Origin of the sequence: uncultured Kluyvera sp. (genome assembly GCF_902485085.1) — a bacterium.
Taxonomy (GTDB): Bacteria; Pseudomonadota; Gammaproteobacteria; order Enterobacterales; family Enterobacteriaceae; genus Kluyvera; species Kluyvera ascorbata.
In genome coordinates this window covers 13,453-36,466 of record NZ_CABTJS010000026.1, presented here as the reverse complement: position 1 = coordinate 36,466, position 23,014 = coordinate 13,453, and the positions used below count along the sequence as shown (strand labels likewise).

General features: G+C 56.5%; 21 protein-coding genes. 11 read left to right on the top strand and 10 right to left on the bottom strand.

The genetic code is table 11. The features are described from left to right. Window position 1: 1 nt before the first annotated feature. A complete protein-coding gene (pmrB, locus tag RDN66_RS04090) occupies window positions 2-1,090 on the top strand; it encodes a two-component system sensor histidine kinase PmrB (protein WP_308537578.1) in 1,089 nt (362 codons plus the stop codon). A 286-nt stretch (window positions 1,091-1,376) separates the two neighbouring features. Here pmrB and uvrB read toward each other — a convergent pair whose 3' ends face one another. Next, window positions 1,377-3,401, bottom strand: a complete 2,025-nt coding sequence (uvrB, locus tag RDN66_RS04085) for an excinuclease ABC subunit UvrB (RefSeq protein ID WP_202216201.1) — start codon at window positions 3,399-3,401, stop codon at window positions 1,377-1,379. Between the two features lie 246 nt (window positions 3,402-3,647). On the opposite strand from uvrB, the gene RDN66_RS04080 reads away from it, so the two are divergent. Continuing rightward, complete coding sequence (locus RDN66_RS04080) at window positions 3,648-3,785, top strand: hypothetical protein (protein ID WP_156105143.1); 138 nt, start codon at window positions 3,648-3,650, stop codon at window positions 3,783-3,785. A 252-nt stretch (window positions 3,786-4,037) separates the two neighbouring features. Here RDN66_RS04080 and bioD read toward each other — a convergent pair whose 3' ends face one another. From bioD to bioB, 4 genes are read right to left on the bottom strand one after another with little or no spacing between them, the layout of a single operon-like run. Then, window positions 4,038-4,715 (bottom strand): dethiobiotin synthase, encoded by a 678-nt coding sequence (gene bioD, locus RDN66_RS04075; RefSeq protein ID WP_202216202.1) that lies wholly within the window; start codon window positions 4,713-4,715, stop codon window positions 4,038-4,040. Beyond that, window positions 4,708-5,463: a malonyl-ACP O-methyltransferase BioC gene (gene bioC, locus RDN66_RS04070; protein WP_035892228.1), complete on the bottom strand. Its 756-nt coding sequence runs from the start codon at window positions 5,461-5,463 to the stop codon at window positions 4,708-4,710. The genes bioD and bioC overlap by 8 nt, the downstream gene beginning before the upstream one ends. Then, entirely contained in the window at window positions 5,447-6,604 is a 1,158-nt protein-coding gene (gene bioF / locus RDN66_RS04065; RefSeq protein ID WP_202216203.1) for an 8-amino-7-oxononanoate synthase, read from the bottom strand. The genes bioC and bioF overlap by 17 nt, the downstream gene beginning before the upstream one ends. Beyond that, the gene (gene bioB, locus RDN66_RS04060) at window positions 6,601-7,641 is read right to left on the bottom strand and encodes a biotin synthase BioB (protein ID WP_035892226.1); all 1,041 of its coding nucleotides are present in this window, start codon (window positions 7,639-7,641) and stop codon (window positions 6,601-6,603) included. Before bioB ends, bioF begins: the two co-directional genes overlap by 4 nt. 83 nt (window positions 7,642-7,724) lie before the next feature. Here bioB and bioA point away from each other — a divergent pair, with 83 nt between their 5' ends. The 6 genes from bioA (at window position 7,725) to RDN66_RS04030 (ending at window position 15,432) form a co-directional block, all read left to right on the top strand. Continuing rightward, entirely contained in the window at window positions 7,725-9,014 is a 1,290-nt protein-coding gene (gene bioA, locus RDN66_RS04055; protein ID WP_202216204.1) for an adenosylmethionine--8-amino-7-oxononanoate transaminase, read from the top strand. Window positions 9,015-9,084: 70 nt separating this feature from the next. After that, a complete protein-coding gene (locus RDN66_RS04050) occupies window positions 9,085-9,561 on the top strand; it encodes a kinase inhibitor (RefSeq protein WP_270501458.1) in 477 nt (158 codons plus the stop codon). Window positions 9,562-10,020: 459 nt separating this feature from the next. Next, complete coding sequence (locus RDN66_RS04045; RefSeq protein ID WP_035892221.1) at window positions 10,021-12,006, top strand: PTS mannitol transporter subunit IICBA; 1,986 nt, start codon at window positions 10,021-10,023, stop codon at window positions 12,004-12,006. A 53-nt stretch (window positions 12,007-12,059) separates the two neighbouring features. Continuing rightward, window positions 12,060-13,214 (top strand): mannitol-1-phosphate 5-dehydrogenase, encoded by a 1,155-nt coding sequence (locus RDN66_RS04040; protein ID WP_308537577.1) that lies wholly within the window; start codon window positions 12,060-12,062, stop codon window positions 13,212-13,214. A gap of 167 nt (window positions 13,215-13,381) precedes the next feature. After that, complete coding sequence (locus RDN66_RS04035; protein WP_227675190.1) at window positions 13,382-13,939, top strand: MltR family transcriptional regulator; 558 nt, start codon at window positions 13,382-13,384, stop codon at window positions 13,937-13,939. Window positions 13,940-14,148: 209 nt separating this feature from the next. Next, on the top strand, window positions 14,149-15,432 hold the full coding sequence (locus tag RDN66_RS04030; protein WP_202216206.1) for a putative acyl-CoA thioester hydrolase: 1,284 nt from the start codon (window positions 14,149-14,151) through the stop codon (window positions 15,430-15,432). A 98-nt stretch (window positions 15,433-15,530) separates the two neighbouring features. Here RDN66_RS04030 and pgl read toward each other — a convergent pair whose 3' ends face one another. After that, entirely contained in the window at window positions 15,531-16,526 is a 996-nt protein-coding gene (gene pgl / locus RDN66_RS04025) for a 6-phosphogluconolactonase (RefSeq protein ID WP_035892216.1), read from the bottom strand. A gap of 129 nt (window positions 16,527-16,655) precedes the next feature. Here pgl and RDN66_RS04020 point away from each other — a divergent pair, with 129 nt between their 5' ends. After that, window positions 16,656-17,474 carry a pyridoxal phosphatase gene (locus tag RDN66_RS04020; protein ID WP_308537576.1) on the top strand — a complete coding sequence of 273 codons (819 nt, stop codon included), beginning with the start codon at window positions 16,656-16,658 and terminating at the stop codon, window positions 17,472-17,474. On the opposite strand, the gene modC is transcribed toward RDN66_RS04020, so the two are convergent. From modC to RDN66_RS04000, 4 genes are all read right to left on the bottom strand, one after another. Next, window positions 17,475-18,533, bottom strand: a complete 1,059-nt coding sequence (gene modC / locus RDN66_RS04015) for a molybdenum ABC transporter ATP-binding protein ModC (RefSeq protein WP_202216209.1) — start codon at window positions 18,531-18,533, stop codon at window positions 17,475-17,477. Between the two features lie 2 nt (window positions 18,534-18,535). Then, the gene (modB, locus tag RDN66_RS04010) at window positions 18,536-19,225 is read right to left on the bottom strand and encodes a molybdate ABC transporter permease subunit (RefSeq protein WP_035892212.1); all 690 of its coding nucleotides are present in this window, start codon (window positions 19,223-19,225) and stop codon (window positions 18,536-18,538) included. Beyond that, on the bottom strand, window positions 19,225-19,998 hold the full coding sequence (gene modA, locus RDN66_RS04005) for a molybdate ABC transporter substrate-binding protein (protein WP_270501466.1): 774 nt from the start codon (window positions 19,996-19,998) through the stop codon (window positions 19,225-19,227). Before modA ends, modB begins: the two co-directional genes overlap by 1 nt. Window positions 19,999-20,174: 176 nt before the next feature. Further along, window positions 20,175-20,324: an AcrZ family multidrug efflux pump-associated protein gene (locus RDN66_RS04000; protein ID WP_035892210.1), complete on the bottom strand. Its 150-nt coding sequence runs from the start codon at window positions 20,322-20,324 to the stop codon at window positions 20,175-20,177. Between the two features lie 130 nt (window positions 20,325-20,454). On the opposite strand from RDN66_RS04000, the gene modE reads away from it, so the two are divergent. Together modE and modF are read left to right on the top strand one after the other, a co-directional pair. Further along, window positions 20,455-21,243 (top strand): molybdenum-dependent transcriptional regulator, encoded by a 789-nt coding sequence (modE, locus tag RDN66_RS03995; RefSeq protein ID WP_035892209.1) that lies wholly within the window; start codon window positions 20,455-20,457, stop codon window positions 21,241-21,243. 67 nt (window positions 21,244-21,310) lie between these two features. Next, on the top strand, window positions 21,311-22,780 hold the full coding sequence (gene modF / locus RDN66_RS03990; RefSeq protein WP_202216212.1) for a molybdate ABC transporter ATP-binding protein ModF: 1,470 nt from the start codon (window positions 21,311-21,313) through the stop codon (window positions 22,778-22,780). Window positions 22,781-23,014: the final 234 nt, after the last annotated feature.

Sequence of the window (23,014 nt, the reverse complement as noted above, 5' to 3'; positions counted from 1 at the left end):
CATGGCGCTCTTTTCCATCCGCAAATGGCCGATGCGCCACCAACTGCTACTCACCATCGGTATCATTCTGGTGGTGTGCCAGCTTATTAGCGTGTTCTGGCTCTGGCATGAAAGCAAAGAACAGATTGACCTGGAAGTGGCGATGTTGCTCCACAACCACAACAATGCCAAGCATATCCGTCACGAGGTACGCGAAGCGATTGCCAGTCTGCTGGTGCCCAGTATGCTGATTATCGGCGTCGCTCTCTATCTCTGCCTGCAGGCGGTGAAGCGGATCACACGTCCTTTGGCCGACCTGCAACGGGGGCTGGACTCACGTACGCCGGGGAATTTACAGCCCATCTATCTGCAGCAAACCACCGTTGAGGTGGAAGCGGTGACGAATGCCATCAACCAGCTTGTCGATAACCTTACGCAGACGCTTAACCGTGAACGCCTCTTTACCGCCGACGTTGCTCACGAACTGCGAACGCCGCTGGCCGGGTTAAAGCTACACCTTGAGCTACTGGAAAAAGCCCAGCATCTGAATCTGGCTCCGCTAATACAGCGCCTTGACCAGATGACCGAAAGCGTTGCGCAACTGCTACAGTTGGCGCGTGTGGGCCAGTCATTCGCGGCAGGCGGCTATCAGCAGGTGAATTTGTTGAGCGACGTAATAGAGCCGTTGAAGGGTGAGCTGGAGACCATGCTTGAGGCTCGCGCGCAAAAACTGGTGATTACGGCGCCAACCCCAACGCTGACCGTCGCCGGAGACGCCACGCTGCTGCGGCTACTGCTGCGTAATCTGGTCGAGAACGCGCATCGTTATAGTCCAAAAACCTCAACCATTACGCTGTCTCTGGCGCAGGGTTCACGGCCTATGCTGATAGTGGAAGACCAGGGGCCAGGGATTGATGAGTCGAAGGTAGGGGAGCTCAGCCAGGCATTTGTCCGCATGGACAGCCGTTACGGCGGTATTGGTCTTGGTTTGAGTATTGTAACGCGCATCGCTCAGCTACATGAGGCGGCGTTCTTTTTACAAAACCGCGACACCGAAACCGGGACGCGGGCTTGGGTAGAGTTTAAACAACCTGGCGCGAAAGCGCTTTAGAAGGTCAGCATCCATTGGCAAATAAAGCCAGCAACGATGGCGACAGAGATAAGTACGGTGAACAGCTGCTGGACATTCAGATTAGACATAACACTACCCTCAATGATTTTACGGATAGTATCAGCAGATTATATTAAGTGAACCTTAAGGCGGGTTCCTGACGCGTGATGGCTGCCGCAATTCGGAGAAATAGTGTCGGGCGAGGCATTCGGTCGGCATAAACGCCTCGCCCGGGCTACGCAGTTTGTAGCCCGGCCAAGCGAAGCGCCGCCGGGACGGCCCCCATTCACGACGCCGCGATAAACAGCTCGCGCAGCTGATGCAGCCGGTCGCGAATTTCCGCCGCTTCTTCGAATTCCAGATTTTGAGCATGCTTGAGCATCTGCGCTTCCAGCGTGGTGATCTGCTGCTGCAGCGCTTTTGGCGTCAGCGCCTGAACATCCGGCTCAACAATTGATGCCGCTCCTTTCGACTTACCGCGGCCTTTCGCTCTGGTTTTCGCCAGCCCCTCACCCATCGCCAGAATATCGACAACGTCTTTCACCAGCCCCTGCGGCACAATACCGTGCTCTTCGTTATAGCGCTGCTGCTTCTCACGACGGCGTTCCGTTTCGCCTATCGCTTTCGCCATCGACGGGGTAATTTTGTCACCGTAGAGAATTGCTTTACCGTTGATGTTACGCGCCGCACGACCGATGGTCTGAATCAACGAACGTTCGGAACGCAGGAAGCCCTCTTTGTCGGCGTCCAGAATCGCCACCAGCGAGACTTCCGGCATGTCGAGACCTTCTCGCAGCAGGTTGATCCCCACCAGCACGTCAAACTCGCCCAGGCGCAGGTCGCGGATGATTTCCATACGCTCTACGGTGTCGATGTCGGAGTGCAGGTAGCGCACCCGTTCACCGTGCTCTTCCAGGTATTCCGTTAAGTCTTCCGCCATACGCTTGGTGAGCGTCGTTACCAGCACGCGCTCGTTGATCACCGAACGTTTGCGAATTTCCGACAGCAGGTCGTCCACCTGCGTCCCGACCGGACGAACCTCAATCAGCGGGTCGAGCAGCCCGGTTGGGCGCACCACCTGGTCAATCACATCACCGCCGGATTTTTCCAGCTCGTAGTTGCCCGGCGTCGCCGAGACGTAAATCGTCTGCGGCGCCAGCGCTTCAAACTCTTCAAACTTCAGCGGACGGTTGTCGAGCGCCGACGGCAGGCGGAAGCCATACTCCACCAGCGTCTCTTTACGCGCGCGGTCGCCACGGTACATGCCGCCAATCTGCGGAATGGTGACGTGGGATTCATCAATCACCAGCAGGCCATCGGCCGGCAGGTAGTCAAACAGCGTTGGTGGCGGCTCGCCCGGCCCGCGCCCGGAGAGGAAGCGCGAGTAGTTTTCGATGCCGGAGCAGTATCCCAGCTCGTTCATCATTTCGAGGTCAAACTGGGTACGCTGGCTCAGGCGCTGCTCTTCCAGCAGTTTATTATTCGCCAGCAGCACCTTGCGGCGGTCAGCCAGCTCTTCTTTGATCTCTTCCATCGCCTGCACGATGCGCTCACGCGGCGTCACGTAGTGCGATTTCGGGTAGATGGTAAAGCGCTGGATGGTTGAATCAACGTGGCCAGTCAGCGGGTCAAACAGCGAGAGGCGTTCCACCTCTTCGTCAAACAGCTCAACGCGAAGCGCCAGGTCATCCGATTCCGCCGGGAAGATATCGATAACTTCGCCGCGCACGCGGAAGGTCGCACGCTGGAACGCCTGATCGTTACGGGTATATTGCAGCTCGGCCAGACGACGCAGAATGGCGCGCTGGTCGATAATCATGCCCACCGTCAGGTGCAGCATCATTTTGAGGTACAGATCCGGGTCACCCAGACCATAGATAGCGGATACCGAGGCCACGACCACGACATCGCGGCGTTCCAACAGTGCTTTGGTGGCGGACAGGCGCATCTGTTCGATATGTTCGTTCACCGAGGCATCTTTTTCGATGAAGGTATCCGAGCTCGGGACATACGCTTCCGGCTGATAATAGTCGTAGTAGGAGACGAAGTACTCCACCGCATTCTCCGGGAAGAACGCCTTCATCTCGCCGTATAGCTGTGCGGCAAGCGTTTTGTTCGGTGCCAGCACCATCGTTGGGCGCTGAAGGTCAGCAATGACGTTGGCGACGGTAAAGGTTTTCCCCGACCCGGTCACGCCCAGAAGCGTCTGGTGCGCCAGGCCGTCTTCCAGCCCCTCTTTCAGGCGTGAAATGGCAGCAGGCTGGTCGCCTGAAGGACTAAACGCAGAATGCAATTTGAAGGGTTTACTCATGAATAACGCTACCTGATGACGGATGGGCCGGGCTGGAGATTAATTCTACTCGTCACCTGCCGAATTGCCAATAAAAAATACTGGATATAAAAACAGTAATCACTTATCGTATTTCGTCTATCCGGGGCAATAACCAGCGCCAGCGGCTGAAATTTATTCTCTGACAAGATAAAACACCAACCAGATAAGGTTATCCCCAGAATTTTTTCTCTTTTAACATTTGTCAATATACGTCATGAAAGTTTTATGGCAATCCGCAGCACTTTTTATTACGCCATTGCTTTTATTCATCTTATTGATAATAAAAGAAAAGTACTAAAAGCCGTGTTTCGCACCAATTCGGGCGCAGGCCGCATGTTCTCTCGTTTACCGCAGGTTTTCTAACTCTAATACACAGGGTTATCCACAGGAATAGTGGATAACTACCTCTAGCCCCTATCCCCCGGCACCCGGCGATTTGCGCAACGGCGTGTCAACGTGAATGAAAAAAAATATTTTATCCCCGATTTTGATATTTATCAGCGAAAAAGCACGCCCATTTTGTCCATCAAAACAGGCGATTTCCTTACGTTATCTGCGGGTTAGTGCTTACGAATGAAGAGGGATAACGAAGCAATGGGCGTGCCAGAAAAGCGCTTAAAGTGCGCTCAGGTCGAGGTATTGGCCCAACAACGGTGAATCCACGGCCTCACCGAGCCACGGAATTTCACCAAGCATGGGGGCTGGAATCATCCGCTGAAGCGTACTGAGGTATTCGCTATGACGACGACCCGGCGGGGTCACATCATTGGCAATCCAGCCTGCCAGCCGCAGCCCCGCTTGCTGTACCGCCTGTGCGGTCAGCACCGCGTGGTTGATACAGCCAAGCTTAACGCCCACCACCAGAATCACCGGCAGTTGCTCCATCTTGACCCAGTCTGCCAGCGTCAGCGTCGTGGAGAGCGGCGTAAACCAGCCTCCCGCGCCCTCAACCAGCACCCAATCCGCTTCCGCTTCCAGCGCACGTAAACCGGCAGACAGAATGTCAGCCTCAATAGGCCGCTGTTCGTCGGCGCTGACGATATGCGGAGACGTAGGTTCTGCAAAGGTATACGGATTCACCTGCTCGTAGCGTAACGGCAGCACGCTGTTGCGTTGCAGCGCCAGCGCGTCGCTGTTGCGCAAACCGTCGTCGGTCATTTCACTGCCGGAGGCCACGGGCTTATAACCTGCCGTACGACGCCCCAGAAGACGTGCCGCCTGTAACAGCGCGGTGCTGGCAACGGTTTTACCAACTTCGGTATCGGTGCCGGTTACATAAAAGCGTTCAGTCACGCGAGATAACTCCTGTAAAAAGATGGTAAGTCAGCGGGTATGCGCCCGCCTGAGACGGCCACGCCAGTTGAAGCTGTTGTAGCCTGCCCCGCGTCAGCGGCTGCTGACTGCGCCCTTCGTGAAGATGCGTCGCGCCAATGCCCTTCAGCGAGCGCATGGCGCTCAGCGCATCAGGAAACGTCAGCGTGACAGAAGTGGAAACGCTGCGGCTGTTATAGCCCGCCAGCGCCTGCTGGAGCGTCGCCTCGGGAAGAAAGCGGTTCGCGTGGAGTCGTTGGTCAATGGCGCACCAGGCCTGATTCAACTCCGGCAGTGAGCCTGCCGTCAGCGTGGTAAAGGCCAGCGTCCCGCCGGGACTGAGCTGGCGATAGAGCCCGTCCAGCGCTACGCGGAGGTCGCTACACCATTGAATCGCCAGGTTGCTCCACACCAGGTCAAAACCGCCCGCTGGCAGCGGAATTGCTTCAATATCGGCCTGTAGATAGTGGTCCGCCGCCTGCTGGCGCTGCGCCTGCTCAAGCATTTCTGCCGAAAGGTCCAGTGCCGTGACGTGGCTGCCTTTATCGCGCCAATAGCGGCTGTAGCTCCCCGGGCCACAACCTGCATCCAGCACTCGTTCAAACGCCCGCCCCGGCAACTGGGACAGCAGTTGCCGGGCGCTCAGGCGCTGTAACTCGTCGTGCTGATGGTAGTGCGCTGCCGCGCGGCCAAATGCCGCCGCCACCGCCTGTTTATTGACGGTTGCCATGCAGCACCTCCAGCAATAAGTCGATATCCTGCGATTCATGCGCGGCGGTCAACGTTAAGCGTAAACGCGCCGTTCCCGCCGGCACCGTCGGAGGACGAATCGCCGTCACCCAGCAGCCCTGCTCGCGCAGTTGCTCTGCCAGAACGAGCGTCTGCTGGTTATCGCCAACAATCAGCGGCTGAATCGCACTTTGTGAATCCGTCAACGCAAAATCCAGCCCCTGCGCACCGTGGCGAAACGCGGCAACGTGCTGTGCCAGCTTTTCACGTCGCTGCTGGCCGTCATCGCTACGAATCACCGCTAGCGCCGCCTGTAGCGCCGCCGCCTGGGCGGGCGGCATCGCCGTGCTGTAAATCAAGTGTCGGGCAAACTGTAAAAAGTAGTCCGCCACGTCCTGGCTGCACAGTACCGCTGCACCACTCAGGCCAAACGCTTTGCCAAAGGTCACCACCAATAGTTCTGGATGAACGCCCTGCTGATGGCAACTGCCGCGCCCGCTAGCACCGTTGATGCCAATGCCATGGGCGTCATCGACCATCAGCCAGGCCTTCGCGTCGCGTGCGGCCGCAGCAATATCCGCCAGCGGCGCACCGTCACCATCCATGCTAAACACCCCTTCCGTGACCACCAGTTGCTGACCATCGGTTGGCGCTGCCAGCAGCCTCGAGAGGTGCTGGCTGTCGTTATGCTGAAAGCGGCGAAGCTGCGCCGGGCTCAGCGTGGCGGCTTCGAGCAGCGAAGCGTGGCTGAGACGATCGGCGACGATCCGGTCTTCTCGCCCGGCAAGTGCGGCGATCGTCGCCTGATTGGCGGCAAACCCGGAAATAAACAGCAGCGCGCGGTCATAGCCCAGCCAGTCGGCCAGCTGTTCTTCAAGACGCTGATGCGCGTGGTGGTAGCCGGTCACATGCCCGGACCCACCGCTGCCCACGCCATACTGCTCTGCGCCCTGCTGCCAGGCCTGGATCACCTGCGGATGCTGGCTGAGGCCAAGATAGTCGTTGCTGGAAAAATTGCAGTAACGACGCTCACCGCGCACCAGCCAGCGGCCCGCACCTTGTTCCAGCGGCTGGCGAGAACGGAAGGCCTGAGCCTCCCGACGTTCGCTTAATGCCTGTTCAATGCGCTGTTGCCAGCTCATACCGCCGCCGCGTTGTAATAATCCTCGGTATCCGGCGTCATCAGCACCTGTTCCAGACGCTGCTGCTGTTCGTTATCACCCGCCGTCACCGTGGTCTGCTGCGGGTTGAGCCCCAGTTTACGGAACAGCTGCAGGTCTTTGTCCTCTTCCGGGTTTGGAGTGGTCAGCAGCTTGCAGCCATAGAAAATCGAGTTGGCACCGGCCATAAAGCACATTGCCTGCGTCTGCTCGTTCATCTGCTCACGGCCCGCGGAAAGGCGCACGTGGGAGGTTGGCATCATGATGCGCGCCACCGCGATAGTACGAATAAAATCAAAGGCATCGACATCGTCGTTATCTGCCAGCGGCGTACCTTTGACCTTCACCAGCATGTTGATCGGCACGCTCTCCGGCGGCGTTGGCAGGTTGGCGAGCTGCAGCAACAGCCCGGCACGGTCGGTAACGGTTTCACCGAGGCCCACAATGCCGCCGGAGCAGACTTTAATTCCGGCATCGCGCACTTTATCCAGCGTATCCAGACGCTCCTGATAGCTACGGGTGGTGATGATGTTGCCGTAGAACTCCGGTGAGGTATCGAGGTTGTGGTTGTAGTAATCCAGACCCGCCGTCGCCAGACGATGCGCCTGGCTATCGGACAGCGTGCCCAACGTCATACAGGCTTCCAGCCCCATCTCTTTCACGCCCTGAACCATCTGTTCCAGGTACGGCATATCGCGGTCGTTCGGGTTTTTCCACGCCGCACCCATGCAGAAACGGGTCGAGCCCGCCAGTTTGGCTTTACGCGCCGAGTCCAGCACCTGCTCAACTTCCATCAGGCGTTCGGTTTCCAGCCCGGTTTTGTAACGCGAGCTCTGCGGGCAGTATTTGCAGTCTTCCGGGCAAGCGCCGGTTTTGATCGACAGCAGCGTGCTCACCTGCACCTGCCGCGGGTCGAAATGCTGGCGGTGAACCTGCTGAGCTTCAAACAGTAAATCCAGCAGCGGTTTATCGAAAAGAGCGGTGACCTGCGACATTGTCCAGCGTAAAGGGTTAGCCATTGGCTTCTCCGGGGTTTTGTTAATTTTCGGTTCGGTTTATACTCGTAAACCTAAAACTTTTCAAAATGGTTTACAAGTCGATTATGACAACGGACGATCTTGCCTTCGATAGCCGCCATATCTGGCATCCCTACACCTCAATGACCAAACCGCTGCCGGTCTATCCGGTGGTTTCTGCCGAAGGCTGCGAGCTGCATCTCGCCAACGGCGAGCATCTGGTGGACGGCATGTCTTCGTGGTGGGCGGCCATTCACGGCTACAATCACCCGCGGCTGAACGCGGCGATGAAGACGCAAATCGACCAGATGTCGCACGTGATGTTTGGTGGAATCACCCACCCTTCCGCCGTGGCGCTGTGCCGTAAGCTAGTGGCGATGACGCCGGATCCGCTGGAGTGCGTATTCCTTGCCGACTCGGGTTCGGTGGCGGTGGAAGTGGCGATGAAAATGGCGTTGCAGTACTGGCAGGCCAAAGGCGAGTCGCGCCAGCGTTTTCTGACCTTCCGCAACGGCTACCACGGCGACACCTTTGGCGCGATGTCGGTATGCGACCCGGATAACTCGATGCATAGCCTGTGGAAAGGCTACCTGCCGGAAAACTTGTTTGCGCCTGCGCCACATAGCCGTTTTGACGGGGAGTTTGACGAGTACGATATGGTGGCCTTTGCCCGCCTGATGGCCGCACATCGCCACGAGATTGCCGCCGTTATCCTCGAGCCTGTCGTTCAGGGCGCGGGCGGTATGCGGATGTATCATCCTGAGTGGCTAAAGCGTATCCGCAAGATGTGCGATCGCGAAGGGATCCTGCTGATTGCCGATGAGATTGCCACCGGCTTTGGTCGTACCGGCAAGCTGTTTGCCTGCGACCATGCGGGGATTAGCGCCGACATTCTGTGTCTCGGCAAAGCATTGACCGGCGGCACCATGACGCTCTCCGCCGCCATCACCACCCGCAACGTTGCCGAGACCATCAGCAACGGCGAAGCGGGCTGCTTTATGCACGGCCCGACCTTTATGGGTAACCCGCTGGCCTGCGCCGTCGCGACAGAAAGCCTGGCGCTGCTGGAGAGCGGAGAGTGGCAAATGCAGGTAGCGGCAATTGAACGCCAGCTCAAGCGCGAACTCGCCCCAGCCGCCGACGCGCCGCTGGTCGCCGATGTCCGCGTGCTGGGCGCCATTGGCGTCGTCGAGACGCGCTACCCGGTGAATCCGGCGCTGCTCCAGCGCTTTTTCGTTGAACAGGGCGTGTGGATCCGTCCGTTTGGCCGCCTGATTTATCTGATGCCGCCATATCCGATCTCCCCGCAGCAGCTGACGCGCTTGACCCGAGCGGTGTGTCTCGCGGTCGAACAGGAAACATTTTTTATCCAATAAGCTGCGGTAATCCGCCCGCGTTGCCGCTACACTCCTTTGTTAATCAGTTGATTAACAAAGGAGGCAGTTGATGAAATTAGTCAGCCACGACCTGCGTGACGGTGAAAAGCTTCCCCATCGCCAGGTGTTCAACGGCATGGGCTACGATGGCGAAAACCTTTCTCCCCATCTGGCCTGGGACGATGTCCCCGCTGGCACCAAAAGCTTTGTCGTAACCTGTTACGACCCGGATGCACCAACCGGCTCCGGCTGGTGGCACTGGATTGTTGCCAATATTCCAGCAGACACCCGCGAACTGCCAGCCGGCGCAGGTTCTGGCCTGGTCGGCTTACCGGCAGGCGCTTTGCAAACGCGTACCGACTTCGGTAAAGCGGGCTACGGCGGCGCGGCTCCGCCAAAGGGTGAAACCCACCGTTATATCTTCACCGTCCACGCGATGGACGTTGAGAGCATTGAGGTTGATGAAGGCGCCAGCGGCGCGATGGTTGGCTTCAACGTGCACTTCCATAGCCTCGGCAGCGCATCCATCACCGCCCTGTTCAGCTAATCAAAAAACGCTCTGTTAAAGCCCTGCTCGGGAAACCTGGCAGGGCTTTTTTGCGCCTGAGGCGCCGCGCTGTAATTTTCTAACGTAAAGGTCGAAGCGTGAAGGGAAAGCAAGGAAGCGTCAGAGGAATGTAAATATATCTTGTGAATTTGATCACAATTCAAAAACAAACAGCCCAATGCAAAAGGTGATTCAAATCACAAAAAACCGTCCGGTAAAGGTGAGATTTTCGCTTTGTTGCCGACTTACAGCCTGTTTATGTGATGAATATCACTATAAACAGCCATTTGATAGGGTTTGGATGGTGATCCAGATCACAAACACCCCTCGGGGTACGCGAGACGAAAACGCCGTGATAGAGTCGATTTTGCATACAGAACGACTGGATGGTTTTTGGCGAAACCATCACGACTATGACGACGCGCAGCATCTAAGACGCGCACCACGAGGGGTGTTTTTATGTTATCACCAGATATCAAGGTCAAGGTACAGAATTTTGGCCGCTTCCTCAGCAATATGGTGATGCCCAATATTGGCGCATTCATTGCCTGGGGTTTGATTACTGCATTATTTATTCCCACCGGATGGCTCCCTAACGAGACGTTAGCCAAACTGGTTGGCCCGATGATCACCTACCTGCTGCCGCTGTTAATCGGCTACACCGGTGGTCGCCTTATCGGCGGCGAACGCGGTGGCGTGGTCGGTGCCATCACCACCATGGGCGTTATCGTTGGCGCCGATATGCCAATGTTTATGGGCGCGATGATTGCCGGCCCGCTGGGCGGCTGGGCAATTAAACGCTTCGACCGCTGGGTTGACGGTAAAATCAAAAGCGGCTTTGAGATGCTGGTGAACAACTTCTCAGCCGGTATTATCGGCATGCTGCTGGCGATGCTCGCCTTCCTGGCCATTGGCCCGATGGTTGAGCTGCTCTCTAAAGCACTGGCAACGGGCGTTAACGTCATGGTGCAGAACAACCTGCTGCCGTTAACCTCTATCTTTGTTGAACCGGCGAAAATCCTGTTCCTCAACAATGCCATTAACCACGGTATCTTCTCACCGCTGGGTATTCAGCAGGCCACCGAAACCGGTAAATCTATCTTCTTCCTGATTGAAGCAAACCCAGGCCCAGGCCTCGGCGTGCTGCTGGCGTACATGTTCTTTGGCAAAGGTAGCGCCAAACAGTCTGCGGGCGGTGCGGCAATCATTCACTTCTTCGGTGGCATCCACGAAATTTACTTCCCGTACGTGCTGATGAACCCACGCCTGCTTCTGGCGGTGATTCTGGGCGGCATGACCGGCGTATTTACCCTGACGCTGTTCAATGCAGGGCTGGTCTCCCCGGCTTCTCCAGGTTCTATCTTTGCCGTACTGCTGATGACGCCGAAGGCCTCCATTATTGGCGTGGTGCTGTCGATTCTGGCCTCAACGCTGGTCTCCTTCCTGACCGCCTCGATGCTGCTGAAGCGCGTTCGCGTTGGCGATGAAGAGAGCAACGGTCTGGCCGAAGCCACCCGCCGCATGCAGAGCCTCAAGCAGCAGTCTAAATCCGGTGGGAAATCGTCCGGTGAGCTGCCGCAGCCTGCGATGCGTAGCGAAACGCTCGACCTGTCTAAAGATTTGCACCACGTGCGTAAAATCATCGTGGCGTGCGATGCGGGCATGGGCTCCAGCGCATTGGGCGCAGGCGTGCTGCGCAAGAAGGTTAAAGATGCGGGTCTGACCCATATTTCAGTCACCAACTGCGCCATCAACAGTCTGCCTGACGATGTTGACCTAGTGATTACCCATCAGGATTTAACCGAACGCGCCATGCGCTTTGCGCCACAGGCGATGCATATGTCGCTCTCTAACTTCCTGGATAGCGGCCTGTATACCGACCTGACCACTCGTCTACTGGCAGCTAAACTGCCTGCCGCCGCCAACGACAGCCGTCTTATTAACCAGACGATTATCGCGGCGAACGATGACGCGTTCGACGGTACCGAGCGCGACGAGAATCTGTTTAAGCTCAGCGCAGACAACATTTTCCTCAACCTGACCGCCGAGAATAAGGCTCAGGCCATCCGCTTTGCCGGTGAGATGCTGGTTTCCGGTGGCTACGTTGAGCCGGACTACGTTGACGCCATGCTGGCGCGTGAAGCGCTGACCACCACCTATCTTGGAGAATCCATCGCGGTGCCGCACGGTACCGTCGAAGCCAAAGACCGCGTGCTGCGCACCGGGATTGTCATTTGTCAGTACCCGGAAGGCGTTCGATTCGGCGATGAGCCGGACGATATTGCCCGGCTGGTTATTGGCATTGCCGCCCGCAACAACGAGCACGTTCAGGTTATCGCCCGCTTAGCCAACGCGCTGGATGATAAAGACGTGATTGAGCGTCTGACGCAGACCACCAGCGTTCAGGAAATCCTGCAGATTCTGTCAGGCGAGCAAGCAGCATAAGGCTTCAGGGGCAGACGCCCCTGACATGGAAAGATTTTCTCGAGGTCAGATTTATGAAAGCGATTCATTTTGGTGCAGGGAATATTGGCCGGGGCTTCATTGGCAAACTGCTGGCCGACGCACAGGCGGAGTTAACCTTTGCCGATGTTAATCAGCCGCTGGTCGATCAGCTGGCGCATCAGCAGCACTATCAGGTCAACGTGGTAGGCGAAAACGCCCGCGTCGAGCAGGTCAACCGCATGAGCGCCATCCACAGCAACAGCCAGGATGCCATCCGACAAATCGCCGAGGCGGACATCATCACCACTGCCGTTGGCCCGCAGGTTTTGAGCAAAATCGCCAGCACGCTGGCGCAAGGGCTGATTGCCCGCCACCAAAACGGCAACCAGCAACCGATGAACATTATTGCCTGCGAAAATATGGTGCGCGGCACCAGCCAGCTCAAGCAGCACGTACTGCTGGCGATGCCTACCGAGCTTCACGGCTGGGTGGAAGAACACGTCGGTTTTGTCGATTCCGCCGTCGACCGCATTGTGCCGCCGGGCTCCGCGGCGAACGACGATCCGTTGGATGTCACCGTTGAAACCTTCAGCGAATGGATTGTCGACAGCACGCAGTTTAAAGGCCAGCTTCCCGATATTGCGGGGATGGAATCCACCAGCAACCTGATGGCCTATATCGAGCGTAAGCTGTTTACCCTCAATACGGGTCATGCGATTACCGCTTATCTTGGACAGCTGGCCGGACATAAAACCATTCGCGATGCCATTCTCGATCCGGCGATTCGCGATGTCGTAAAAGGCGCAATGACCGAAAGCGGTGACGTGCTGATCAAACGTTATGGCTTTGATCCTGTACAGCATGCCGCTTACATCGAAAAAATCCTGACGCGTTTTGAAAACCCGTATCTGCATGACGATGTTGAGCGCGTAGGCCGTCAGCCGCTGCGTAAACTGAGTGAAGGTGACCGCCTGATTAAGCCATTGCGCGGCACGCTGGAGTACGGCCTGCCCTACAGCAACCTGGTGATGGGCATCGCGGCAGCGTTAAGCTATCGCAGCAGCAATGACCCGCAGGCGCAAGAAATGGTGGACCGGCTGCGTGACAATGGCGTCACCCACACTGTGACCCAGGTCTGCGGCCTGCAGGACGAGCCAGCCCTTGTCGCTCAGATTGTGAATGTGTATAACGCCATGCAACGGAAATAAATGTTGTTGCCCATTGGGTTGGAGCTGCTGCGCTGGCAGCAGCTCCGGAATAAGAAGGTAAGATGAAACAAAATCGCCTGCGCGTGATCGCGCAACCAGAGATAAAAGGACCTCATCCGAAGGAGCAGGCTCCCGTAAAGTCACGCGCTTCGGTCAATGAAACCACCATGATGGCAACAATGGACGAATCTGACCTTTATAAAAACCAGGCCGCCGAAAATCGGGTTCTCGAAAAACTCAACGCGCGCCAGACGCTCAGCGGGTTTATTCAGACAACGGTCATTTTGCTCGCCGAGGCGGTAGACTTGTTGATCCTGCAGGCCTTTCGCAAAGATGACTACGCGGTGAAATACGCGGTTGAGCCACTGCTCGAAGGCAGCGGCCCGCTGGCCAACCTGTCGGTGCGCCTCAAGCTGATTTACGCCCTCGGTGTGATTAGCCGCGACGAGTACGAAGACGTTGAGCTGCTGGTTGCCCTGAACAACGAGCTGGAACAAGAGAATATTGTTTACAGCTTCACCGACGATGAAATCCTCGGCCCGATTAGTATGCTGCACTGCATGACGGCGCTGCCGCCTCAGCCGACGCTGCATATGCCGGAAGATGTCGTGGATGACGCGCTGCGGACCATGCAGGAACAGCGCTATCAGCAGATGGTGCGCTCCGCATTGGTACTGAGCGTCACTGACTTGATTACCCGTTTGTCGCACAAAAAAGCGTTCTGACCGCCCCGCCTTTTGCACATCAACCCTCTGCATAGGCTATTCGCACGGCGGTCTTTTCCGCCAGATGCTTTCCCCTCCTGCGTACTTCACGGTAAGTCGGCAAAAAAACAGGTGATTTTTTTGCCAGCACATCTTCCCGTTTCGCTCAACTTAGTATAAAAAGGCTGCTTTTACGGGATTCACATTCACTTAAATTAGCCTGGAGCAACATGAACACTTTCTCGGTTTCTCGTCTGGCGCTGGCATTGGCTTTTGGCGTGACACTGACGGCTTGCAGCTCAACCCCTGCGGATCAGCAGCCTTCTGACCAGGCTGCCCCTGGTACGGCGTCTCGCCCGGTGCTGTCAGCGGATGAAGCGCAGAACTTTGTCGCCGCGCGTTATTTCTCTTCTCTTGACCCTAACGCTGCCGCCTGGTCTCCGTCTTCCATCGCCGTTCCGGCCAAAGCAGACTTCGTCGTAGGTCCTGCTGGCACTCAGGGTGTGACTCACACCACCATTCAGGCTGCGGTTGATGCCGCGATTGCTCGCCACAGCAGCTCTCGTCTGTACATCGCGGTTCTGCCAGGTGAATACCAGGGCACCGTCTACATTCCAGCGGCACCGGGTAGCGTGACCATTTATGGTACCGGCGAGAAAGCGATCGACGTAAAAATCGGTCTGGCGATCGACTCCGAGATGGACCCAACGACCTGGCGTCGTCAGGTGAACCCTGGCGGCAAGTACATGCCGGGTAAACCAGCATGGTATATGTTTGACAGCTGCCAGAGTAAGCGCAGCGCAACCGTGGGCGTGATGTGCTCCGCAGTAGTCTGGTCGCAAAACAACGGTCTGCAATTGCAGAACCTGACCATCGAAAACAACCTCGGTGACAGCGTGGATGCCGGAACGCATCAGGCGGTAGCCCTGCGTACCGATGGCGATAAAACCCAGATTAACAAAGTGAACATTCTGGGCCGTCAGAACACCTTCTTCGTGACCAACAGCGGCGTCGATAACCGCCTGCAGAACAACCGCCAGACCCGTACGCTGGTCACCGACAGCTATCTGGAAGGCGATGTGGATATCGTTTCCGGTCGTGGCGCCGTGGTGTTCGATAAAACCGACTTCCGCGTGGTGAACTCTCGTACCCAGCAGGAAGGTTACGTGTTCGCGCCAGCAACACTGTCCAACGTCTATTACGGTTTCCTGGCCACCAACAGCACCTTCACCGCAGCCGGTGACGGCGTGGCGCAGTTGGGCCGTTCTCTGGACGTGGATGGCAACACCAACGGTCAGGTTGTAATTCGCGATAGCGTGATTAACGAAGGCTTTAACTCGGCGAAACCGTGGGCTGACGCTGCCGTTTCTAAACGTCCGTTCAGCGGCAATACCGGCGCGCAGGACGAGAAAGGTCAACTGAAACGCGATCTGAACGATCGTAACTTCAACCGCATGTGGGAGTACAACAACCGCGGCGTGGGAAGTCACGTGGTGGCTGAACCTAAGAAGTAATCCAGCAAAAAGGGCTCATTGAATGAGCCCTTTTTATTGTTGCCTGAATGTGGCACAGAGCCGATTCCCGGCGGCGCTTCGCTTGGCCGGGTTACCGTTTAATGTGCGTTAACGACTACCCACATTGGGCCCTGGCCTACCGCGTAACGCCCTTTCTCTTGCAGCAGCCCCTGCTCACCAGCAATCTCATACACCGCGACGTGGTGCGATTTCTGTCCGGTAGCAATCAGGTATTTCCCGCTGTGATCGACGTTGAAGCCACGCGGCTGCGTTTCGGTCGGCTGGAAGCCTTCCAGTGACAGCACACTGCCATCTTCGGATACGCTGAAGATGGTAATCAGGCTGGAAGTACGGTCACAGGTGTACAGGTGACGACCATCTGGAGTGATATGAATATCAGCCGCCCAGCGGGTATCGGTGAAATCAGCAGGCATCATATCCAGCGTCTGCACGCATTCGATTTTGCCGTACGGATCTTTAAGCTCCCAGACGTCTACAGAGCCGTTCAGTTCGTTGACGCAGTAAGCGTACTGTTCGTTCGGATGGAACACCATGTGCCGCGGACCAGCGCCTTCTACGGTGGTCACTTCCGCCGGGGTCTGAGCGGACAAGAAGCCGTCGTCACTCAGGGTGAACAGGCAGATGCGATCCTGCTTCAGCGCCGGAACCCACAGGGTGCGGTTGTCCGGGGAAATATTTGCGGAGTGACAGCCATCCAGCCCTTCCACAACCGTCACGGTATCGCGCGGCAGGCCATCTTCCAGACGAATCACGCTGACGTTGGCCTGGTTATAGGAGGCGCTAAAGATGAAGTTGCCTTTGCGGTCGGTAGAGATATGGGTAGGGCTACCCGGCAGCGGTGCCTCAGCTTCATAGGTCAGTGCGCCATCGTCCGGCGCAATGCGGTAGGCCAGCACGCGGAATTCAGGGCGTACGCCGACGTACAGAAAGCGTTTATCAGGGCTGATGACCATTGGCTGTACCTGACCTGGAACATCCACCACCTGAACCAACGTCAGGCTGCCGTCATGGTTCAGCGTCCAGACGTGGATCTGCTGACTCTCCGGGCTGGCGGTATAAACGGTCTGTTTCATGACTACTCCTTTCTGAAATCATTGAATTGGCAGCGACGACACGCTGCCTGGTCCACACAATTTTGCCGTACAGGTATCTCGGTGTACCATCCTGCACAGCGAATTTTCTCTTTAACTCGAGACAACACTATGACTGTACGTGTGATTGCCCTGGATCTGGACGGAACGCTCCTGACGCCTAAGAAAACCCTTCTCCCCTCTTCACTGGAAGCACTGAATCGTGCCCGTGCAGCGGGCTATCAATTAATGATTGTCACCGGTCGACATCACGTTGCCATTCATCCTTTTTATCAGGCACTGGCGTTAGATACACCTGCAATTTGTTGTAATGGCACTTATCTTTATGATTATCAAAATAAAAAAGTACTTGATGCCGATCCAATGCCGGTCGAAAAAGCCCAGCAACTGATTACCCTGCTGGATGAACATCAGGTACATGGCCTGATGTACGTCGACGATACCATGATGTATCAGTACCCAACCGGCCACGTTATCCGCACCAGCAACTGGGCACAAAGCCTGCCGGAAGCGCAGCGTCCGTCGTTCACCCAGGTCGATTCACTGGCGCAGGCCGCTCACGAAGTCGAGAACGTCTGGAAATTCGCGCTGACCGATGAAAACGGCCAAAAACTGCGTGAATTCGCCGACCACGTCGAAAAAACGCTGCAGCTGGAGTGCGAATGGTCATGGCACGATCAGGTCGATATTGCCCGCCAGGGAAACAGCAAGGGCAAACGCCTGACGCAGTTTATCACCGCCCAAGGTTGGTCGATGCAGGACGTGGTCGCATTTGGCGATAACTTTAATGACATCAGTATGCTGGAAGCGGCCGGAACCGGCGTGGCGATGGGGAATGCCGATGACGCGGTAAAAGCCCGCGCCAACGTGGTGATTGGCGACAACACCACTGATGCCATCGCCGATTACATTAACCACCACCTGCTGTGATCAGGCGGTGATGGAAACGCTTTTCACCTGAGCGTAGAGCCATTGGCCTGGTTTAACCGCCAGGTCATCCCTCGCCCACGGGCTGATGCGCGCCCACAGCGTGCGCCCGCTGACGTCCAGCTGCACTTCCACCTGCCCGTTATCGTCGTAACACTGCACCACCTTCGCGTGCAGGACGTTACGAATACTGGTGTGTAACGAAGGTTGTAGCACCAGCGACACATCGGTGGCCTGAATGCGCACGCGCACCGCGCTCTGTAGCGGCTTATCAAGTTTATTCACCCAGATATGCTGGTCACCCAGCGCCAGTGCGGTCATTGAATAATGCGGATGATGTTCCAGCACCGTGACGCGCAAAATGCTGCTCTGCTGCTCCTGCGGCAACCACGGATGCATCACGCTGCTGCCCCACACCTCTTCCAGATTGCCAAAGGCTTTCACCTTTCCGCCTTCCAGCACTAGCACTTTATCAGCCAGATGCAGGATCTCATCCAGCGAGTGGCTGACGTAGAGCATGGGAATATTGATTTCCCGCGCCAGGCGCTGCAGATACGGCAGCAGCTCACGTTTACGCGGAATATCAAGCGAGGCCAGCGGTTCATCAAGCAGCAGCAATTCCGGTGCGGTTAGCAGCGCGCGGCCAATCGCCACGCGCTGTTTTTCACCGCCGGAGAGGCTGCCAGGCAGTCTGTCGAGCAGAGGTTCGATCCCGAGCAGCGCCACCAGCTTATCGAACTGGTCGGCCATACTTTTTGCCATGCCGTAGCGCAGATTCCCGCGTACCTTATAGTGCGGAAACAGACGCGCATCCTGGAACACGTAGCCGACACGGCGTTTTTCCGGCGCCAGACACACGCCCTGCTCCACATCATTTAATACGCGACCGTTGAGGACAATTCGCCCCTGCTGCGGTTTAGTCAGGCCGCTAATGGCGTTAATCAGCGACGTTTTACCCGCTCCGGAAACGCCAAACACGGCGGTAATACCGGAAGCCGGTAGGGATTCATCGATTTGCAGACAGTGCGTACCCAGCGTCTGGCTAAAGTTCAGCTCCAGCATGGTTACGCTCCCATCCGACGGCGGCTAATGCTTGCCAGCCATTCAGAAATCATCAGGGAAATTAGCGCCAGTACGATAGAAATCAGGCACAGACGCGCCGCCGCGCTTTCGCCGCCGGGAGTCTGAATCAAGGTATACATCGCGGAAGGAATGGTGCGCGTCTCGCCTGGGATGTTAGAAACGAAGGTAATGGTCGCGCCAAACTCGCCAAGCGAACGGGCGAAGGCCAGCACGGTGCCGACGATAATTCCCGGTAGCATCAGCGGCAGCGTAATGGTGCAGAACACCCGCCAGCGTCCAGCGCCCAGCGTGCGCGCCGCTTGCTCCAGCTTGACGTCTACCCCTTCCAGCGCCAGACGAATGGCGCGAACCATCAGCGGGAACGACATCACCGCCGCGGCAATCACCGCGCCGCGCCAGCTAAACGCGAAGGTCAGCCCGAACCAGTCATACAGCCAGGAACCGATAAAACCACGCCGCCCTAGCGCAATCAGCAGCAGGTACCCAACCACCACCGGTGGCAGCACCAGCGGCAGATGGATAAGACCATCGAGCAGCGCTTTACCCGGGAAGCTGCGACGAACCAGCAACCAGGCGAAAAAGATCCCAAACGGCAGGCTAAACACCACGGCCAGGGACGAAACTTTCAGGCTCAGCAGAACCGCCTGCCATTCGGGATCGGTCAATATCATTAGCGAGTCGTAAATCCGTAACGTTTAAAGATTTCGGATGCCTGCGGCCCTTTCAGGTAGTCATAGAACGCCGAGACGGTTGCGTTTTTATGGCCATCGATGATGGCAATCGGGTATTCCACTTTCTGGTGAGAATCTTCCGGGAAGGTGCCGACCACTTTGACGCCTTTACTGGCGACCGCATCGGAACCGTACACGATACCCAGAGGGGCTTCGTTACGTTCAACCAATGCCAGTGCGCCGCGAACGTCTTCAGCCGGAGCCAGTTTTGGTGACAGCGTTTCCCATGCGCCCAGCTTCTGCAGCGCTTCTTTCGCGTAGATGCCTGCCGGTACGTGATCCGGGTCGCCTACCGCCAGACGGCCGCCTTTCAGCAGGCTGGTCCAGTTGGTTTTCGCATTAATGGTGATATCGCCCTGGGCGCTGGCTTTTGGCGCCACAACGACGAGGCTGTTACCCAGCAGGGTTTCGCGGGTTGCAGTGTCGATAGCTTTCTTATCAACCGCATAGTCCATCCATTTCTGGTCAGCGGAGATAAACAGGTCAGCCGGGGCGCCGGCTTCAATCTGGCGTGCCAGCGTAGAAGAAGAGGCAAAAGAAGAGACAACTTCAACGTTCTTCTCTTTTTTATATTCTTTCGCAATATCCTGCATTGCGTTAGTCAGCGATGCTGCCGCAAATACGGTGATCTTGCTTTCATCAGCCAGCGCGTGACCCGCAACGGAAAGGGTTAAAGTCGCCCCTGCAAACAAACGTAACCATGAACCTGTCATTTGAAACTCCTGTGTGTGGCGTTGTATATCGAAAAATACAGCGCAGAGTATAGGGGCTTTCCTGGATTAATGCATTACAGATACATGAATTATTGCTGTGTTTACGGGGTGTTATCGGCAGGAGTGTGAAGAACTTCATAGCAAAACGCCCGGTTAGACCGGGCGTTTTGAGGAAATCAGTGGTTTTGCTGGTTGCCGTCTTTATGACCGACACCGGAGAAGATGTTAAACACTTCACCCAGACCGTAAATTAACCCCAGGATGATAGCCATCACTACGGGTACCATGATTACGGCAAAAACCAGACTTTTCAACAGCTCTAACATGGTTTACTCCAGACATTGTGATGCGGTTATTGTAACCGGATATCGCAGAATTACACTCCCTTTTGTGCGGTGTGCTTTGCGCTTGCTAACATTTGGGTCAGAATACCCTTTTTATTGCCAGGATACTCTTATGCAGGCCGAAATCCTTCTTACCCTCAAGCTTCAGCAGCGCCTGTTCGCCGATCCGCGCCGCATTTCACTCCTCAAACAGATAGCACAGACCGGCTCTATCAGCCAGGGAGCGAAAAATGCGGGTATCAGTTATAAGAGCGCATGGGATGCAATTAATGAAATGAACCAGCTAAGCGAGCAATCGCTGGTTGACCGGGCGACCGGGGGCAAAGGCGGCGGCGGCGCGGTGCTTACCCGCTACGGTCAACGCCTGATCCAGCTCTACGACCTGCTGGCGCAGATCCAGCAGAAAGCCTTTGATGTGCTGAGCGATGATGATGCCCTGCCGTTAGACAGCCTGCTCGCTGCCATTTCGCGCTTCTCATTGCAAACCAGCGCCCGCAACCAGTGGTTTGGTACCGTGACCCAGCGTGACCACCAGCAGGTTCAACAGCACGTGGATATTCTGCTGGCCGACGGCAGTACGCGCCTCAAGGTCGCCATTACCGCCCAGAGCGGCGAACGTTTAGGGCTAGATGAAGGCAAAGAAGTGCTGGTATTGCTGAAAGCACCGTGGGTTAGCGTCACCCGTGACCCACAGGTCGCCGCATCGGCAGACAACCAACTACCGTGCCAGATAAGCCATATTCAGCGCGGCGAAGAACAGTGTGAAGTGTTGATGGCACTGCCGGATGGACAGACGCTATGCGCTACCCTGCCGCTGGCAGAAGCCGCGGGGCTGGAAGAAGGTGCTGACGTGACAGCATACTTTAACGCCGATCGCATCATTCTTGCCACGTTGTGCTGATGGCATTGACTTTGCGCTGAGGAAGACGTATCCCTGATACATATTGCTGCAAAAAACGGGATACATCATGTCATCATTGCATATTTCGCAAGGCACGTTTCGTCTTAGCGACACAAAAACGTTAAAAATTGAGCATCTGAAGCTGCGTGCTGGTGAGAGCTGGGCCTTTGTAGGTAGCAACGGTAGCGGCAAATCAGCGCTGGCCCGCGCGCTGGCCGGTGAGCTTCCGATACTCTCCGGCAGCCGCGACAGCACGTTTACCCGGATCACCCGTCTCTCCTTCGAACAGTTGCAAAAGCTGGTCAGCGACGAGTGGCAGCGCAACAACACCGACATGCTGAGCCCTGACGAAGACGACACCGGGCGCACGACGGCGCAAATTATCCAGGATGAAGTCAAAGACGAGGCGCTGTGCGCCCGGCTTGCCGCACAGTTTGGCATCAGCCATCTGCTGGAACGCCGCTTTAAATACCTTTCCACCGGTGAAACCCGCAAAACGCTGCTCTGTCAGGCGCTGATGGCGCAGCCGGATCTATTAATCCTCGATGAGCCTTTTGACGGGCTGGACGTGGCCTCTCGTCGCCAGTTAGCAGAACATCTGGCGGTGCTGCATCAGGAAGGTTATACGCTGGTGCTGGTGCTTAACCGCTTTGACGATATCCCTGATTTCGTGCCGTTTGCCGGGGTACTGGCCGACTGTACGCTAACGGAAACCGGCGAGAAGAAAGCGCTGCTCGAACAAACGCTGATTGCGCAGCTGGCGCACAGTGAGAAACTTTCCGGCATGACCTTGCCCGAGCCAGATGCCCCATCAGCCCGGCTCTCTATCGCTGATGACATGCCGCGCATCGTGCTGAACGACGGCGTAGTCTCCTATAACGATCGCGCGATCATCGACCATTTAAGCTGGACGGTGGCCCCGGATGAACACTGGCAAATTGTGGGTCCGAATGGCGCGGGTAAATCCACCCTGCTGAGCCTGGTGACTGGCGATCATCCACAGGGCTACAGTAACGATCTGACGCTGTTTGGCCGCCGACGCGGCAGTGGTGAAACCATCTGGGACATTAAAAAACATATCGGCTATGTCAGCAGCAGCCTGCATCTGGACTACCGTGTGAGCACCACGCTGCGCAATGTCATCCTCTCTGGCTATTTCGACTCTATCGGCATTTACCAGGCGGTTTCGGATAAACAGCGCAAGCTGGTTGATGAGTGGCTACAAATCCTCGGCATGGACCCGCGCACCGCCGACGCACCGTTCCACAGCCTTTCCTGGGGGCAACAGCGGCTGGCGCTGATCGTCCGCGCGCTGGTGAAGCACCCTACGCTGCTGATCCTCGATGAACCACTTCAGGGGCTGGACCCGCTCAACCGCCAGGTGGTTCGCCGCTTTGTGGACGTACTGATTAGCGAAGGCAAAACACAGTTGCTGTTTGTATCGCACCATGCGGAAGACGCGCCGGAGTGCATCACCCACCGGCTGGAGTTTGTCACCGACGGCGACGGCTATCGCTACGAAGTCGGCCCAATTTAAGACCGCCACGATTGCCTGATGGCGCTACGCCTGTAGCCCGGCCAAGCGAAGCGCCGCCGGGTTTACACAACACGTTCCGATTATCACCTCACCTTTTTCAGACTTTTTTCACCCCACCCAGCTAACCCCTTTGATTTATAATGCAATCTGCTGAGATTGTTGCACTGATTCAAGTAGTGTAAGCGATTCCACTAATTTAGCCCATGTCACACTTTTGGCTTCTCTGTTATGCTA

Bases quoted from the DNA above. Each gene is read 5' to 3' on its own strand.
- RDN66_RS04000 (WP_035892210.1), bottom strand. From the start codon at position 20,324: ATGTTAGAGCTGTTGAAAAGTCTGGTTTTTGCCGTAATCATGGTACCC.
- RDN66_RS04045 (WP_035892221.1), top strand. From the start codon at position 10,021: ATGTTATCACCAGATATCAAGGTCAAGGTACAGAATTTTGGCCGCTTC.
- pmrB (WP_308537578.1), top strand. From the start codon at position 2: ATGGCGCTCTTTTCCATCCGCAAATGGCCGATGCGCCACCAACTGCTA.
- RDN66_RS04040 (WP_308537577.1), top strand. From the start codon at position 12,060: ATGAAAGCGATTCATTTTGGTGCAGGGAATATTGGCCGGGGCTTCATT.
- modF (WP_202216212.1), top strand. From the start codon at position 21,311: ATGTCATCATTGCATATTTCGCAAGGCACGTTTCGTCTTAGCGACACA.
- RDN66_RS04030 (WP_202216206.1), top strand. From the start codon at position 14,149: ATGAACACTTTCTCGGTTTCTCGTCTGGCGCTGGCATTGGCTTTTGGC.
- pgl (WP_035892216.1), bottom strand. From the start codon at position 16,526: ATGAAACAGACCGTTTATACCGCCAGCCCGGAGAGTCAGCAGATCCAC.
- bioC (WP_035892228.1), bottom strand. From the start codon at position 5,463: ATGGCAACCGTCAATAAACAGGCGGTGGCGGCGGCATTTGGCCGCGCG.
- RDN66_RS04035 (WP_227675190.1), top strand. From the start codon at position 13,382: ATGATGGCAACAATGGACGAATCTGACCTTTATAAAAACCAGGCCGCC.
- bioF (WP_202216203.1), bottom strand. From the start codon at position 6,604: ATGAGCTGGCAACAGCGCATTGAACAGGCATTAAGCGAACGTCGGGAG.
- modE (WP_035892209.1), top strand. From the start codon at position 20,455: ATGCAGGCCGAAATCCTTCTTACCCTCAAGCTTCAGCAGCGCCTGTTC.
- bioA (WP_202216204.1), top strand. From the start codon at position 7,725: ATGACAACGGACGATCTTGCCTTCGATAGCCGCCATATCTGGCATCCC.
- modA (WP_270501466.1), bottom strand. From the start codon at position 19,998: ATGACAGGTTCATGGTTACGTTTGTTTGCAGGGGCGACTTTAACCCTT.
- RDN66_RS04020 (WP_308537576.1), top strand. From the start codon at position 16,656: ATGACTGTACGTGTGATTGCCCTGGATCTGGACGGAACGCTCCTGACG.
- modC (WP_202216209.1), bottom strand. From the start codon at position 18,533: ATGCTGGAGCTGAACTTTAGCCAGACGCTGGGTACGCACTGTCTGCAA.
- modB (WP_035892212.1), bottom strand. From the start codon at position 19,225: ATGATATTGACCGATCCCGAATGGCAGGCGGTTCTGCTGAGCCTGAAA.
- RDN66_RS04080 (WP_156105143.1), top strand. From the start codon at position 3,648: ATGGCAATCCGCAGCACTTTTTATTACGCCATTGCTTTTATTCATCTT.
- uvrB (WP_202216201.1), bottom strand. From the start codon at position 3,401: ATGAGTAAACCCTTCAAATTGCATTCTGCGTTTAGTCCTTCAGGCGAC.
- bioB (WP_035892226.1), bottom strand. From the start codon at position 7,641: ATGGCTAACCCTTTACGCTGGACAATGTCGCAGGTCACCGCTCTTTTC.
- RDN66_RS04050 (WP_270501458.1), top strand. From the start codon at position 9,085: ATGAAATTAGTCAGCCACGACCTGCGTGACGGTGAAAAGCTTCCCCAT.